16 protein-coding genes are annotated in these 15747 nt (G+C 36.7%); 3 read left to right on the top strand and 13 right to left on the bottom strand.

Annotated features, from left to right (window positions below):
* Positions 1-34: 34 nt before the first annotated feature.
* From ACMGDK_RS07455 to ACMGDK_RS07490, 8 genes are all read right to left on the bottom strand, one after another.
* Positions 35-454, bottom strand: coding sequence for an OsmC family protein (locus ACMGDK_RS07455; protein ID WP_436807375.1), 420 nt, complete (start codon positions 452-454; stop codon positions 35-37).
* Between the two features lie 74 nt (positions 455-528).
* Positions 529-1473, bottom strand: coding sequence for a proline dehydrogenase family protein (locus tag ACMGDK_RS07460; RefSeq protein ID WP_436807376.1), 945 nt, complete (start codon positions 1471-1473; stop codon positions 529-531).
* Positions 1474-1501: 28 nt separating this feature from the next.
* Positions 1502-2824, bottom strand: a complete 1323-nt coding sequence (locus ACMGDK_RS07465) for a DUF58 domain-containing protein (protein WP_436807377.1) — start codon at positions 2822-2824, stop codon at positions 1502-1504.
* A 97-nt stretch (positions 2825-2921) separates the two neighbouring features.
* Complete coding sequence (locus tag ACMGDK_RS07470) at positions 2922-3953, bottom strand: AAA family ATPase (RefSeq protein ID WP_436807378.1); 1032 nt, start codon at positions 3951-3953, stop codon at positions 2922-2924.
* A gap of 111 nt (positions 3954-4064) precedes the next feature.
* Positions 4065-5222 carry a DUF4350 family protein gene (locus ACMGDK_RS07475; RefSeq protein ID WP_436807379.1) on the bottom strand — a complete coding sequence of 386 codons (1158 nt, stop codon included), beginning with the start codon at positions 5220-5222 and terminating at the stop codon, positions 4065-4067.
* A 14-nt stretch (positions 5223-5236) separates the two neighbouring features.
* Positions 5237-6037 (bottom strand): DUF4129 domain-containing protein, encoded by an 801-nt coding sequence (locus ACMGDK_RS07480; RefSeq protein ID WP_436807380.1) that lies wholly within the window; start codon positions 6035-6037, stop codon positions 5237-5239.
* Positions 6030-6992, bottom strand: coding sequence for a DUF4013 domain-containing protein (locus ACMGDK_RS07485; RefSeq protein WP_436807381.1), 963 nt, complete (start codon positions 6990-6992; stop codon positions 6030-6032). Before ACMGDK_RS07485 ends, ACMGDK_RS07480 begins: the two co-directional genes overlap by 8 nt.
* The gene (locus tag ACMGDK_RS07490) at positions 6976-7959 is read right to left on the bottom strand and encodes a stage II sporulation protein M (RefSeq protein WP_436807382.1); all 984 of its coding nucleotides are present in this window, start codon (positions 7957-7959) and stop codon (positions 6976-6978) included. The genes ACMGDK_RS07485 and ACMGDK_RS07490 overlap by 17 nt, the downstream gene beginning before the upstream one ends.
* 27 nt (positions 7960-7986) lie before the next feature.
* On the opposite strand from ACMGDK_RS07490, the gene ACMGDK_RS07495 reads away from it, so the two are divergent.
* Positions 7987-8736: an RDD family protein gene (locus ACMGDK_RS07495; RefSeq protein ID WP_436807383.1), complete on the top strand. Its 750-nt coding sequence runs from the start codon at positions 7987-7989 to the stop codon at positions 8734-8736.
* Positions 8737-8917: 181 nt separating this feature from the next.
* Complete coding sequence (locus tag ACMGDK_RS07500) at positions 8918-9208, top strand: GNAT family N-acetyltransferase (RefSeq protein ID WP_436807384.1); 291 nt, start codon at positions 8918-8920, stop codon at positions 9206-9208.
* Here ACMGDK_RS07500 and ACMGDK_RS07505 read toward each other — a convergent pair.
* The 5 genes from ACMGDK_RS07505 to smpB form a co-directional block, all read right to left on the bottom strand.
* Positions 9197-10168, bottom strand: a complete 972-nt coding sequence (locus ACMGDK_RS07505; protein WP_436807385.1) for a glycosyltransferase family protein — start codon at positions 10166-10168, stop codon at positions 9197-9199. The two genes, ACMGDK_RS07500 and ACMGDK_RS07505, sit on opposite strands and share 12 nt — an antisense overlap.
* Positions 10169-10993 (bottom strand): UDP-2,3-diacylglucosamine diphosphatase, encoded by an 825-nt coding sequence (locus ACMGDK_RS07510; protein ID WP_436807386.1) that lies wholly within the window; start codon positions 10991-10993, stop codon positions 10169-10171.
* 56 nt (positions 10994-11049) lie between these two features.
* A complete protein-coding gene (locus tag ACMGDK_RS07515; RefSeq protein ID WP_436807387.1) occupies positions 11050-11790 on the bottom strand; it encodes a YebC/PmpR family DNA-binding transcriptional regulator in 741 nt (246 codons plus the stop codon).
* Positions 11791-11883: 93 nt separating this feature from the next.
* On the bottom strand, positions 11884-13371 hold the full coding sequence (locus tag ACMGDK_RS07520; protein WP_436807388.1) for an OmpA family protein: 1488 nt from the start codon (positions 13369-13371) through the stop codon (positions 11884-11886).
* 77 nt (positions 13372-13448) lie between these two features.
* Positions 13449-13907: an SsrA-binding protein SmpB gene (smpB, locus tag ACMGDK_RS07525; protein ID WP_062650837.1), complete on the bottom strand. Its 459-nt coding sequence runs from the start codon at positions 13905-13907 to the stop codon at positions 13449-13451.
* A 191-nt stretch (positions 13908-14098) separates the two neighbouring features.
* Here smpB and ACMGDK_RS07530 point away from each other — a divergent pair, with 191 nt between their 5' ends.
* Complete coding sequence (locus tag ACMGDK_RS07530; RefSeq protein ID WP_111957156.1) at positions 14099-15721, top strand: ABC-F family ATP-binding cassette domain-containing protein; 1623 nt, start codon at positions 14099-14101, stop codon at positions 15719-15721.
* Positions 15722-15747: the final 26 nt, after the last annotated feature.

Consider the following 15747-nt stretch of genomic DNA (forward strand, 5'->3'; position numbering starts at 1 on the left):
TGGGCCGGCCGCTTTATAATCAATTAAAAAATATCTAAACTTTCTCTCCGTTCACCAAAACTTCATACCCGATCTCTACATTGGGTTCTAAAGTTTTTGATACGGAACAGTATTTCTCAAAGGACAGCTGGGCTGCTTTCAATGCTTTTTTAGGATCTATATTTCCTTCCAGAAGAAATTTCACTTTGATAGCCTTAAATGGCTTTGCATCTTCTACAGGAACTCTTTCTCCTTCTACTTCTGCCTGGAAACCTGTGATTTCCTGACGTTGTTTTTTCAGGATAGCCACTACGTCTATTCCACTGCATCCGGCTACGGCCATAAGTACACTTTCCATTGGGGAAACCCCTTTAGCTCCAGGCTGTGAGGTATTGTCCAGAAGAATTGAATTTCCCTGGGAATTGGTACATTCAAATAAGAAGTCGTCGTTTATTCTGTTGAGTGTTATTTTCATTGTACGGATTTATATTTCAGTATTTTTCAATATTCTTATTCAAATATAAAAAACTTTATGCATTAAGCCCTAGGCTAAGACATGATATCAACTATAGCCTGAAAAAGATTTTCCGGATTTTCCGCAATTCGGTTACACATGTACAAATACCATTCATCACCATACACAATATATTGTCTGCATGGGTAGCCTTCTTTATGGATTTCATCCAATAGCCCTTCCTGTATTCCCAGTAACATTTCAAATTCATATTTAGATTTTGGAACATCATATTTTACAATGAGCTCTTTAACTCTATTTTGAATTTTATCATGATGTGTAGCAATAGAGCATCTTCTATTTTTAAGGAAAAGAGTTTCAATATATTTAATGTATAGATCATCTAAGTGTTCTCCTCTCTCTACAGCATGTCCGGGAGGAACAGCAAACGCACCTTTTACAATTCTTATTTTCCCCTGTGTTTCATTTAATATTCGTTCAAGGTCTTTTGGAGTACGGTTTAAATAAGCCTGAAGGGTAATTCCCACATTTGAAAAATCAGGAGATATTTTACAAAAGGTATTAATAATATCATCTGTTCTTTCCACTCCTTCTGCGCTAATCACCACTTCAATATCCTTTTTGTGAGCTGATTCTGCTAGTGATACCAAATTATTATAAGCCAGATTCTTATCAACGGCAAGCCCAATATGTGATAAATCCAAAGAAATGATAGAATCAATGTTCTCTTCTTTCACTTGGTTGATCAAGTTAAGGAAATGTTGAGTTACCGATTCTGATTCTTCCACTGAACGGGTACTTTCTCCCATAAACTCTAATGAAGTAGGAAGCCCTTTCTCATTAATTCTTTTAGCAGTTGCTATAGCTTCTTCTATCTTCTCACCTCCGATATATCTTTTAGCTGCTTTCAACAGTAATTTAAAGAGCTCAGGATTGTTAAGAATATATTCTTTTGCACCTTCATTTAATGCTGCTATTTTTAACAGCGCACCTGCTCTTTCTCTTGGCTTTAGTTCCATTATTTTTTTATTTGTCTTTAAACTGTTTTTATAAAATTCCTCTCGCTTTTATCTCAAGATATTTATTGATAACGTCAATATTTAAATTTTCAGGCAGGGTATAAACGGTGTAGATCCCATATTTCCGAAGTTCCTGAATGATCAGCTTCTTTTCAAATTCAAATTTTTCAGCGATAATCTCGTCATAAATTTCCTGCATGCTTTCAGGATTTTTATGGATAAGGGTCTGTAATTCTGAATTTTTAAAAAAAATGACAACCAACAGGTGATTTTTGGCAATACCACGGAGGTATTTTAGTTGCCGGTTTAATCCGTCAAGGGTTTCAAAATTGGTAAAAAGTAACACAAGGCTTCTCTGGTTAAGAGAATATTTTACATCCTGATACAGACGGTTAAAATCACTTTCGAAAAAGTCGGTTTTAATGTTGTACAAGGCTTCTGATATCTTTTTCAACTGACCTGATTTATTGTCAGCCGCGATTTTATTCTCGGTCTTCTTTGAGAAGGTCATCATTCCGGCCCGGTCGCCTTTCTTCAGGATAATATGGGATAAGGCCATAGCTGCATTGATGGAGTAATCAAGCAGACTCAGTCCATTAAAAGGCATTTTCATTGTCCTTCCCTTATCAATCAGAATAAAGATACGCTGAGATTTTTCATCCTGAAACTGATTAACCATCAACCGGTTCGTCTTGGACGTGGCTTTCCAGTTGATTGTTCTGATATCATCTCCGGGAACATATTCTTTGATCTGCTCAAATTCCATCGTATGACCCAACTTTCTAATCTTTTTGATTCCACCCAGCATAAATTCGCTCTGCAATGCCATCAGCTCATATTTTCTAAGATGAATAAAAGACGGGTAAGCAGGCAGCATAGCATCTTTCTGAAAATTAAACCTTCTGCCTACAAAGCCTAATGGTGAAGAGGCATATACATTCAGGTTTCCAAAGCTGTACTCTCCTCTTTCTTTTGGTTCCAGACTATACTGGAAATAGGTATTTCTTCCTGATTCAATATTTTTTGTAATCAGAAAGTCTCGTTTCTGAAACTGAAACGGAATTTCATCAATGATCCTTGTACTGATCTTAAAGCTGTAATTATTTTTAATGTCGATTTTTACAAAATTTTCATCTCCGTTGGAAAGTTTCTCCGGCAGGATTCTTTGAGCAAGCACGGCATTCTTTTGGTTGAACAGTAAAAGATAATCTACCATCACCGCAAGAAAGCACAGCAGCAAAAGGATATGAGCCGCCCACATCAGAACCGGAAAGAAAAATGCGAGAACATACAGTACCCCCACTCCGATGAGCGAAAAGAAAAATCGTGTATTGATGTATAGGTTTTTCATTTTTTGTAAGGGATTAGGGATAGGATTTAGAGACTAGGGCTAAATTGCGATGAAACAAATATGTTCATCCCTAACCCTTAAATCTAATCCCTACGATCTATCTCGGAATCTCTATTCCCTCTAAAATCTGGCGTATAATTTCATCTGCTGTAAGGCCTTCCATCTCTCTTTCCGGGGAAACAATTACTCTATGTCTTAATACCGCATAGCTTGCCTCTTTGATATCTTCAGGGGTTACGAAATCTCTTCCCCTAAGCGCTGCGAAAGATTTGGAGGCGGTAAGCAGGGCCAATGAAGCTCTTGGAGAAGCACCCAGATATAAGAACTGGTTTTCTCTTGTATTGACTATAATTTTGGCAATATATTCCATGAGCTGGGATTCTACGATGATCTCTTTTACCAGGTGCTGATAGTTTTTCAGCTGCTCGGCAGTAATAACACGGTTGATGCCTTCGGTTTTATCTTCTTTTTTGCTTTCGTGCTGGTTTCTGATAATTGCTATTTCCTGTTCAAGATTCGGATATCCTACATTGATTTTGAAGAGAAAACGGTCCAGCTGCGCCTCGGGAAGCCTGTAGGTTCCTTCATGTTCTATAGGATTCTGGGTGGCTACTACCAGGAATGGCTCATCCATGATGTAGCGGGTTCCGTCCATGGTGATCTGTCTTTCTTCCATTACTTCAAACAATGCTGCCTGGGTCTTCGCCGGAGATCTGTTGATCTCATCAATTAATATAAAGCTGGAAAAGATAGGTCCTTTTTTAAATTCAAATTCAGAGTTTTTCACACTGAAAACAGAGGTTCCCAGAATATCGGAAGGCATAAGATCCGGTGTAAACTGGATTCTGCTGAAACCTACGTCAATAGTTTTTGCCAAAAGCTTAGCCGTAATGGTTTTTGCCACCCCGGGAACACCTTCAATCAACACGTGACCGTTTGATAAAAGAGCTGCAATAAGATGCTCGACCATGCTTTCCTGTCCAACAATAACTTTAGCTATTTCAGCTTTTACTTTGTCTAAACTGGCACGCAGCTCAATCATATCAATTCTGGATTGAAACTGGTCTTCGTTTTTATTTAAATTGATAGAACTTTGATTTTCTAAATTCTGGTTTTCAAGGTTTTCCATAATTATATTTTTTTCAAACAGAGCAATGTAATGGTTTAGGAGTAGTTTTATCGGCAGCCTATATTTCTGCTTATCCTCTAATCTATTGTTACATTACTAGATTGTTATATTTTATTTGAGCATTTCATCAAGAAGTTTATTCATTCTCTCAAGATCTTCTTTCATGACAGTTGCATAAGGATCCTGCCCTTTTCTAATCAGGTCTATAGCTTCATCAATCATTTCCATTGGCTTTCCTGTTTTTAAATGGAGCTTTTTAGCAAATTCTCCATCCAGATTCTGAGTATCGATCAGCAGGTCCATTCTTATCTTATTCAGGAAATACTGAGCTTTTTTGGCCATCATATCATGAAAATTTCCTTCCTGAAGATAAAGATTTCCAATGCTTTTTACAAAATCTACCGAAGTATTTCTCAGCGGCTCCAAAACCGGGACTATCCGCTGCTTTCTTTTTGCATTAAAGAAAATAAACAGTACAAGCCCGCCTAAAAAGACCCACCAGGCATACTTCAATGCGGGATTGGACAGGACAAATCTCATGAAGAAACGTGAAACTTTGGTGTCATTATCCACAAACCAGATGGTTTCCCTATCCTGAAGATACGAAAAAACATCCTGTGTATATTTTAAACTTCCGGGTTTTAAAAGATAATAATTGGTAAGGAAAAGCGGCTCACTGTGTACATAGATTATTCCTTTTCCAAAGTTGACCTTAATAAAATTCACCTGGTCGGAATTATTTTTTTCCACCGTTTTCCCCAATACCTCCACTTTAGGCTTAATGTATGAGAATCCTCTGCCCGACGGAAATTTATCTAATTTAATAAAATCATTCTGGTATTCTTTATCCGTAAGCTTGAGTACATTTTCCTCTTCAAAGGAAATGTCTGAGCTATGAAAGCCAATACTGTCTGAAATATCTTTTGAAACCCTGTTTACCAGAATCATCGCATCTGATCCGCTTGATACCTGGTCCAGGATTTTTTTCCAGGATTCTTTATCCAGATCTTTTTCTATAATGATGATATTATGTGGGCCTTTTTTTCTCTGGCTATAATAATCATAAGGAGTTTCTTCTGTTTTTCTCAGATTATTTTTAAACAGATCTTTGGCTTCATTATTAAAAACAAACAGGCCAAACGGGGATTTTTCGTTGATATTAAAATTTTTACGCCAGCTTATTGTTTCTTTTTTATTGACTTCAAGCAATGCGAGAATAAGCATCACAACGATGAATATCACAGCATATATTTTGAAGGTTTTTTTCATGGTTAATTGTTTAATTACGGTTTAAATGCCTGGTATTGGTCTTTGAATTTCATATAAGCCTGTTCATCTATGGCGAATTCTCCGTACCAAACATAATCGAAAATATAGGACAGTCCGGAAAACTCCTTTTTCAGATGTTCTGCTTTAAGCTCCATCATATAATCCTTGTTGGTTTTTTCAGGATTCCAGCTGATCTGCTTTTTATCACTCAGCTTTTTCAGGACAAACAGAAACTGGTAACGGACCGCAGAACGGTAATCGCCTTCCCGCTCAAATTTTGCAATGCTTTCAGGGAAATTGATCTCGTGAATATTTTCATGAAGCTCTTCTGCATTAATATCCACTTTTTTATTTTTCTTGCCGAAGAAAAGATTACCGTCTTTCCCCATTAGATATTTAATGATAAAATAAAGAAGAAATCCTACCAGAATAATCGCAAAGAGACGAATAAGAATAGTGGTTATTTTTGCAGAATTGGTAAAGACTGTTTCTCCAAAAATGCTTTGCAGAATCTTATCTATTCTCCGCATCAGTTTCTGGAAAAAAGATTCTTTGGGCTTGGAAACCGAATAATCAAATTCATTCCCTTTATATCTGGACTGAATATTTTCTCTGAACTTCTTTGGATAAATCCTGTTTTCTGAAACCGGCTTTTTGATCAGTACAGAATCTGCCCGGAGCATATTTCTGTAATGTCCCGTTGTACCCAGAGAATCTACCATATAGTCTTCTACCGTTGCAGGTTCATCGTTGTCCTGCGCATAAACAGGACCAATGGAGAAAAATAGCAGCAGAAAAAAAAGAAGTTTATTCATTGATGCCTATGGTTTCTATTTCTTCAAGTTCAGCTTTCTGATGAAGATCCGTCCTGCTGTCATAATACATCAATCCAGCGTTAATATACATCAGATTGGAAAGAAGTAACGATGCGAGCATTGAAAACCCATAGAATATAAAGAAAATGATTCCAGCTGTTCCTGTAAAAGGGTTCTCTTCCAAACTGCCATTGGGAGCAGATGTAAGAAGTGATCCGTAAATAAAGAACAAAGGAATAAATGTAAATACAGAAGTAATCATGTACATAATAACGAACATGATAATAGATGCTCCCCAATATTTCCAGTATGGGGATTTTTCATTCCCGTTCGGATAAGAAAACTGGGATCTTATGGAATAGCTCAAGCTTTCTATAAAACCTCTTTTTGTGTTAAAATAATCATACATCAGAAATGCAGAGACATTGAATGCCGTAGGATAAACAAGAAGCATCAGGAAAAAGCCAATGATAATCAACATCAATATATAGGAAAGTCCCAGCAGGATCATTATTATGGGAAGCACAATAAACAGCATACCTATGCATATTTTAGCTATTCGTCCGGCATTTCGTTTAAAATCACCCAGGATTTCGTCTGTTTTTATCTTTTGGGCTCCTTCAGTAATCCTTTTCAGATAGAAAACCGGATACAGATAATTGACTATTCCCAAAAGAACAAAGAGTATAAAAACCAATATTCCGGCAACGATCAGCATTCCTGCATTTTCTGAAAAATACCTTTCAAAATAATAGCTTTCCCCATTGATATTGGAGCCGACAAGCTGTCCGAAAATCTCTCTAAAGCCAAAAATCACTACAGCAACCATTAAAATTAACAGCAGCCCGTTGATCAGGATATAGTTTTTAAAATAGTTTTTTCCGTATAATTTGAAAAAATTAAAGCTGTCACTGATGAAAGCTCCAAATTCTCTTTTTTTATAAAACTGCATCATGGTTGTGATTATTAATTTTTTTATAAACCACCGAAGGATAAACAAAGTAGTAAAATCCTATAATGGCAAGTGAACTGATTATTATGGCCAGATTTACCACCAACGGCATTTTCAAAGCATGTCTTGTTACATAACCTTCGATAATTCCTGCACAAATGGTAAACGGAATGGTACTGAGGAAGATCTTAAAGGAGTCCTTAAATCCTTTTTTAAAGGAATTAAACCTTGAAAATGTTCTCGGGAACAGAATACTCGCTCCCAGGATCAAACCACACATAGCTTCTACAACCATTGCAAAGATCTCGAAAACACCGTGAAGCCAGATTCCTCTTGCACTGTCTTTTAAAGCACCGTAATCATAGAAAAAATATTGAAAGGATCCGAGCATAACACTGTTGGAAAGCAGAGCAAACAATGTCCCTATTCCTCCGCTAATCCCATAGATATATAATTTCGCGCCTACTCCAATATTGTTGAAAATGATCCCGATCGTGCTTCCCCAGGTAGAACCGCTCTGGTAGACCCCTACAGCATTGCCTTTTTTAATGTTCTCTATGGTCTCATTGACATAGTTTTCTCCAAGAATGATATTCGCAAAGTCTTTATCATACGCTCCGGAAAGTACTCCGATCGAGGTGAACAGAGCGAAAAACAGAAAAGCATACATAAGATATCTCCTGTATTGATGTACCAGCAAGGGGACTTCTGTCCTGAAGAAATAGATAAGTCTGTTCTCTTCTACCCTTTTGGTTTTATAGATCTTCTGGTAAATCTGCGAAGACAGATGATTCAGATATACTGTAGTATTGCTTTTAGGATAATAGGTCTGTGCAAATGAAAGATCATTGATCAGGTTAATATACAGTGAAGACAGGTCATCAGGATTTTTTTTTATTTTCCCTTGAATAACCTGTTCAATTCCCAACCATTTTTCTTTATTTTGTTTAATAAAATAAACTTCTCTCATAATTGTAAGGCTAAAATAATAAAAATTATGTCTCAAATTGCGATAAATACCTCACAAAATGTAAATATTAACTTTAATATTGCTAGCGTTGGGGAAAGAATGCTTGCCTTCATTATCGATCTTTTGATAAAGGTTGCCTATGCCGTCATTGTATTTTATCTTTTCTTCAATATTTTTGATCTGGGATATTTATTGGCCGGACTAGATCAATGGTCTGTCATGGCAGTTTATATTGTTCTTACGTTTCCTGTTTATATTTATCCTGTTGTTTTAGAAAGCCTGATGGAAGGACAGACTCCCGGTAAAAAGCTGATGAAGATCCGGGTAGTAAAAATTGATGGCTACCAGGCGAGCTTTGGTGACTATCTGATCCGTTGGGTTTTCAGATTGATTGATACCTCAGTAGCTGGTGTTGTAGGTCTGATCTCTATGATTGTTTCTAAAAACAACCAGCGGCTGGGTGATATTGCGTCCGGTACTGCGGTGATATCTTTAAAGAATAATATCAATATTTCCCACACCATCTTAGAAAATATTAATGAGGGCTATGTTCCGTCATTTCCTCAGGTTATTGCGTTAAGCGACAATGACATGCGGATCATCAAGGATAATTATACCAAAGCTCTGAAAGCAGACGACCGCCAGATCATCAGCAGGCTTTCGGATAAGATCAAAAGTATTTTAAAACTGGAAATAGATCCCAGGAAGATGACGGAGAGACAGTTTATCAATGTAGTCATTAAAGATTATAACTACTATACTGGGAAAGATAATTAATGAAGGTGTCAAAGATTCAATTTTGTTTTGCAAGAAGAGCTCAATTGGTAATGTTAAAAAAATACTTTCTGCACTTATAAGGTTAAAAAAATTGACTGCGAAGCAAATTCACAATTGACAATTCACCATTAACAATTATCGTCGGTGTAATTTTTGCATCTTTAAAACAAAGCTTTGAATTATGAAATTTGAAAACAATAAATCGGGAAACGGCGGTGTTCTAACACTGAACAATGAAATAAAAGAAGTCGGAAGGCTTACCTATACTATTTTTCCGGAAGAAAACAGGTTTATTATTTCCTTTGTACTGGTTCACCCTGAATTTGAGGGCCAGGGAATGGGAAAATATTTGGTTGAAGAGGCTATAAAATTTGCCAGGGAAAACAACTGGAAAGTATATCCCCACTGCTCTTATGCAAGAGCTGTGATGACAAGAATGAGTGATGTAGATGATGTTTTTTTAAAGAATTAAAACTTCATTTACAAGGATTTCTTCAATATCATCAGGATAATCTACTTTTAAATGATGATCTGAAGCCACCCATTCCATAATTTCCTGAAGATTTAAGACTTTAGAATTCGGAATGCCCATAAGGTTCAATGCACTGGCATTACATTCCTGTTCATACTGGTTATGAATAGGGATTACAAACAGTTTTTTATCCATAAAAAGGGCTTCTGCCGGAGTCTCAAAACCTGCATTGCATAAAATACCGTCACAGCTCTCAAAATATTTCAGATATTCTACCTCATCAATAGGAAAAACTTCTACATTTTTAACCTTAACCTGTACTTTGCTGTGCTTGGAAAATACTTTCCACTGCACAGGAATCTGTTTTAGAACCTTGATGATATTCTCATCTGCAAAGCTGGGAAGATAAACAAGATAATATCCTTTTTTATCCGGATTGAGGTTCCGTATTTTATGTCTGATTACCGGTTTTTTGATTTGTGGATGATAATTTTCAAAATGAAACCCTATTTTTCTTTCACTGGGAACATAATATTTCAGAATCAGTTCACCTAAAAAATCTTTCTTTTCAGGTTTTGGTGTTTCCGCAAAACTCATGGAAGCCTGATGACTCAGTTCAATCATTGGCAGCTTCTTCAGCTTACTCGCCCAGCCGGTCAGAGGTTCGTAATCATTAATGATCAGATCATACTGTGAAAGATCCAGTTCTCTGATTGTTTTTACGGCTTCAAGAAATTTATTCTCTGTAAACGTTTTGCGATAGGATAAACCTCCTGTTTTGTTATAAAGAAGGGAAATCCCCCTGTGTTGGAAATTAATATCAAAACCAGCCTTTAACTGCGACTGATGACCACTGATCAATGTATCAACCGAGGCATATTTTTTGAGAATGGGAATTATCTCCTGCGCTCTGGCAATATGTCCGTTCCCAGTCCCTTGAAATGCATACAGTACTTTCATTTAAGAAAAATTAGTTACTATTTTCAGAAGCTCGGAACTGTCCATGTCCTGGATTTCTTCTACTTCGTCGTCTTTAAGTGAATCTTTGTGGTCGTCATAATAGAATATTTTCCATTCTTTATCATGATATTCGAGAGCCGACAGGTTTTCGATCCAGTCTCCTGAATTCAGATAAGTACAGGATCCTTTTTTAGTAATGACTTCGCGGATCTGAGGCTGATGGATATGCCCACAGATTACATAATCATAATGATTGTCAATGGCCAATTCGGAAGCAGTCAATTCGAAGTCACCGATATATTTAACTGCCTTTTTTACATTATTTTTGATCTTCTTGGAAAACGAATATTTCTCTCTGCCCATTTTCTCTAAAAACCAATTGACAACATTATTAATGACAATCAGGAGATCATAGCCTTTTCCGCCAAGCTTCGCGATCCATTTGGAATGCTGGACAGATGCATCAAAAACATCTCCGTGAAAAATCCAGGTTTTCTTTTGATCAATATCAAGACAGATTTTATTGCAGACCTTCAGTTTCCCGAGTTCAAAATCAGTAAACTTTCGGAACATCTCATCGTGGTTACCTGTAATATAGTAGACCTGTGTGTTTTTAGTAGCAAATGAAAGAATCTTTTTGATCACTTTCAAATGAGGTTTAGGGAAGTAAGACTTTTTAAACTGCCAGATATCAATGATATCACCATTCAAAACTAACGTTTTAGGCTGGATGGAATTGAGATACCGCAGCAGTTCTTTAGCCTTACATCCATAAGTTCCCAAATGAACATCCGATATGACAACTAATTCAACGTTTCTTTTCATAGTTTTATACAAAGAAACTAATTGAAAGTTAACTGTATATGAATGCTATATTATTTTTACAGTGAGTTCATCAACTCATCTGTGATTTCCATATTATGATAAACGTTCTGCACATCATCATCATCTTCAAAACGCTCAAGCATTTTCATATTGGCTTTAAACTGTTCTTCATTTACTTCCTTGATGTTATTCGGAATTCTCTGAAGTTCTGCACTTTTTGCCTCAATCCCCAATTCATCTAATTTATGAGACAATGAACCGAAATCTTCAAAAGCTGTAGTAATCATTACTTCATCTTCATCTTTTTCTACATCTTCAGCACCTCCGTCAATCATTTCCATTTCAAAATCGTCCCAATCCATCTTAATCTGAGCCAGATCTAAGCTGAAGATCCCTTTTCTGTCGAAGATAAATGCTAATTCACCATTCTTACCAAGGTTACCATCAAACTTGTTGAAAATTGCTCTAACATTGGCAACAGTTCTCGTTGTATTGTTGGTAGTGCACTCAACAAAGAAGGCAACACCACCCTGTCCGTATCCTTCATAAGTAACTTCTTCGTAATTTTCCGCATCAGCACCACTGGCTTTTTTGATCGCTCTTTCTACGTTATCTTTGGGCATATTCGCCCCTTTAGCATTCTGGATACACCTTCTTAAAGCAGGGTTGGCTTCAGGATCTGTTCCTCCGGCTTTTACTGCGAGTGCAATATCTTTACCGATTTTAGAGAATGTTTTGGCCATTTTATCCCATCTGGCCATTTTAGAAGCTTTTCTATATTCAAATGCTCTTCCCATTTTAATTTTTAATTTTCAACAAAATTAACTAAAAGTCAACAAAAAAAAAATACCCCCAAAAAATTGGAGGTATTTATTATTTAGAAAAATTAATTATTTTTTCTTTTTAACTACTTTTTTCTTAGTAGTTTTTTTCTTAGCTACTGCTTTTTTAACTGGAGCATCAGCGTAATCTTTCTTAGCGATTGCATTCCACTCGTTAGCATCTTCAACAGCAGTTACAACAACCTTTCTGTCAGCTTGTCTTTCAGCATCAGAAGCTTTTTCAGAAACTGTAGCTTTAGTTTCACCAACTCCGATTGATTTAAGAGCTGTAGCATCTACACCTCTAGCTTCTAAAGCAGAAACTACAGAAGCAGCTCTTTGTCTAGAAAGTTTCAAGTTGTATTCAGCAGCACCTTTAGCATCAGTTTGACCTTCAACTAGGTAGTTACCTCCGTCAGTCTTGATGATTTTAGCAGCGTTATCTAGTTTAGCGCTAGATTCTGGTCTGATAGTCGCTTTATTGAAGTCAAAGAAGATTCCTTTAAGAGCTTCTGTAGTTTCAATAGCAGTTTGTTTCTTAGGCTTAGGACATCCGTTGTATTCTGGAAGACCTGGAACTGTAGGACAAGCGTCATCTTTATCTAAGATTCCGTCACCGTCTGTATCTGGCCAAGGACAACCGTTGTTTTCAGCAGGACCTGCTACTGTAGGACAAGCATCATCTTTGTCGATAACACCGTCACCATCTGTATCTGGCCAAGGACAACCGTTGTTTTCAACTGGACCAGCTACATCTGGACATTGATCGTCTTTATCTGGAACTCCGTCACCGTCAGTATCAGGACATCCTTGGAATTCTGGTAAACCAGGAGTATCTGGACAAAGGTCATCTTTATCTAGGATACCATCCTTATCTCTGTCTCTGTTACCGAATCTGAATAAGATCGATGCAGAAGCTTGCCAGAAGTTAGCAACTGTAGATTTGTCACCTGGAGTTGATACATAATCTCCCTGAACACCAAGACCGAAATTCTTAGTTACCCAGAAGTTTGCACCAGCACCTGTAGAAACTGTAAAGTGGTTAGCTTTACCGTTTTCGTTACCACCATCACCGTTAGAAACTAACTCTCCTTTGTAGTCATATCTAGGGAAAGAAAGAGCAGTGTAGTCATGTCTTAGGTAGTTAGCACCAACTCTCAAATATGGATCGAACCAAGATTCTTCATTCCATAGAAGACCAGCTGCTTTAGCCTGGAAACCAAGACCTGTCATTAGGAAAAATTCTTTTCCCATGTTGAATCTCTTATTGTCTACATTACCTACGGAAGTCTGCCAGTCAATAACTAAACCTTTACCGATGTTTCTAGCAACTGTTAATTTAGATAATGGAGGTGTGATAGAGAAATTGTTCATGTTGAACATTCTCTTCGTTAAATTATTAGCAGAGAACGTATTACTGAATTTTGTCTGTGCTGCCTTGTGATTTTCCGCATGAGCACCAACTCCGATCAACCACGGATTATTGGTAGTCTGGGCAAAGACAGTAGAGGCAACAGTAAGCGCCAATGCTGAAATTCCTAATTTTAGATTTTTCATAGAATTAAATGATTAAATAATTGATAATGCAAAATAAATATAATTTTTCTTTATATACAAAGTTTTTTGAATGATTTTTAACTTTTCTTTAATATTCTGTCCAGGTTACGTTTATTTTCTCTATCTTTTATCGCCTCCCTTTTATCAAAGAGTTTTTTCCCTCTACCAAGCGCAATGAGCACCTTTGCTTTACCCTTGTCTGTGATATATAACTTAAGAGGTATAATTGTGTTACCAGCATCCTTTAACTTCTTTTCAAGTTTCTGCAATTCTTTTTTGTGCAACAGCAATTTCCGTTCCCTTTTTGTTTTGTGATTATAAAAAGTTCCCAATTTATACTCATCAATCATCATATTAATAATGTATAACTCCCCATCAATAAACTGACAGAAGGATTCTGTAATAGATGCTTTGGATGAACGTAAAGATTTTATTTCTGTACCCGTTAAAACCATCCCCGCTTCAAATTCTTCAAGGATTTCATATTCAAAACGGGCTCGTCTGTTTAATATACTTACTGTTTTTTCGATCTTCATTATAAAAATTTCGTGATTATACTGATTAGGTTACGTTCAATCTTTCATTAAATCGCCCCTTTGGGACTTTCTTCTATTTATTTCGTTAATGAAATATAGAAAAAATACCCCATATTTAAAAACTTGACTATTACATTATTACGAAATACCCAAATTCTTTTCGTAATTTTGCGCCAAATTTACAAAACTATATGTTAACAGTATCTAACTTATCTTTACAATTCGGGAAAAGAGTTCTTTTTGACGAGGTAAATATTATGTTTACCAAAGGAAACTGCTACGGGATTATCGGAGCAAACGGTGCGGGAAAATCTACATTCCTTAAAATATTAACAGGAAAGCAGGATCCTACTACAGGACATGTATCTTTGGAGCCGGGGAAAAGAATGTCAGTTTTGGAGCAGGATCACTTTGCTTATGATCAATTTACTGTTCTTGAAGCTGTTTTAAGAGGAAATAAGAAATTATACGAAATAAAAGAAGAAATGGATTCTTTATATGCTAAAGAAGACTTTTCTGATGAAGACGGAATCAAAGCGGGTGAGCTGGGTGTGATCTATGACGAAATGGGCGGATGGACTGCAGAATCTGATGCTCAGACGATGCTTTCAAATGTTGGGATTAAAGATGATATGCACTGGCAGATGATGAGCGAACTTGAGAACAAGGACAAGGTAAAAGTTCTTTTGGCTCAGGCTCTTTTTGGAAATCCTGATGTACTGATCCTGGATGAACCTACGAATGACCTTGACATCGACACAATCTCTTGGTTGGAAGATTTCCTTGCTGATTATGAAAACACCGTAATCGTTGTTTCTCACGACCGTCACTTCCTGGATACGGTTTGTACGCACATCGGAGATTTAGATTATGCAAAACTTAACCTTTATACAGGTAACTATACTTTCTGGTACCAGGCCTCACAGCTAGCAACAAGACAAAGAGCTCAGGCTAATAAAAAAGCGGAGGAAAAGAAGAAAGAACTTCAGGACTTCATCGCAAGATTCAGCTCTAACGTTGCAAAAGCAAAGCAAGCTACAGCCAGAAAGAAAATGATCGATAAGCTGAACATCGATGATATCAAACCTTCTTCAAGAAGATATCCTGCTATTATTTTCGAAATGGAAAGAGAGGCTGGAGATCAGATCTTAGACGTAAAGGGGCTTGAGAAAACAAAAGACGGGGAGCTCTTATTCTCAAACATTGATTTAAACCTTAAGAAAGGTGATAAAGTTGCTGTGCTGTCTAAAAACTCTTTAGCGATCACAGAATTTTTTGAGATTCTGGCAGGAAATGTTCAGGCAGATAAAGGAACTGTGGCTTGGGGAGTTACAACCAACCAGTCTCACATGCCTTTAGATAATACCAATTTCTTTCAGGAAGACTTAAGCCTGGTTGACTGGTTAAGACAATTCACCAAAAACGATGAAGAGCGTCATGAAGAATTTGTAAGAGGATTCTTGGGAAGAATGCTTTTCTCAGGTGATGAAGCTTTAAAATCTTGTAAAGTGCTGTCAGGAGGTGAAAAAATGAGATGTATGTTCAGCAGAATGATGCTTCAGAAAGCCAATGTTTTATTATTGGATGAACCTACCAACCACCTTGACCTTGAAAGTATTACGACCCTGAACAACTCATTGTCTAACTTCAAAGGAAATCTTTTATTAGCATCTCATGACCACGAAATGCTTCAGACAGTCTGTAACAGAATCATTGAACTGACTCCTTCAGGAATCATTGACAGAGAAATGACTTATGATGAGTACCTTGCAGACAAAAAAGTAAAGGAAATCAGAGAAAAAATGTATTCTTAATTTTAAGAACACGTTAAACCTAGATA

The sequence above is a fragment of the Chryseobacterium hilariae genome (genome assembly GCF_051400735.1).
In the GTDB taxonomy this organism is placed as follows: Bacteria; Bacteroidota; Bacteroidia; order Flavobacteriales; family Weeksellaceae; genus Chryseobacterium.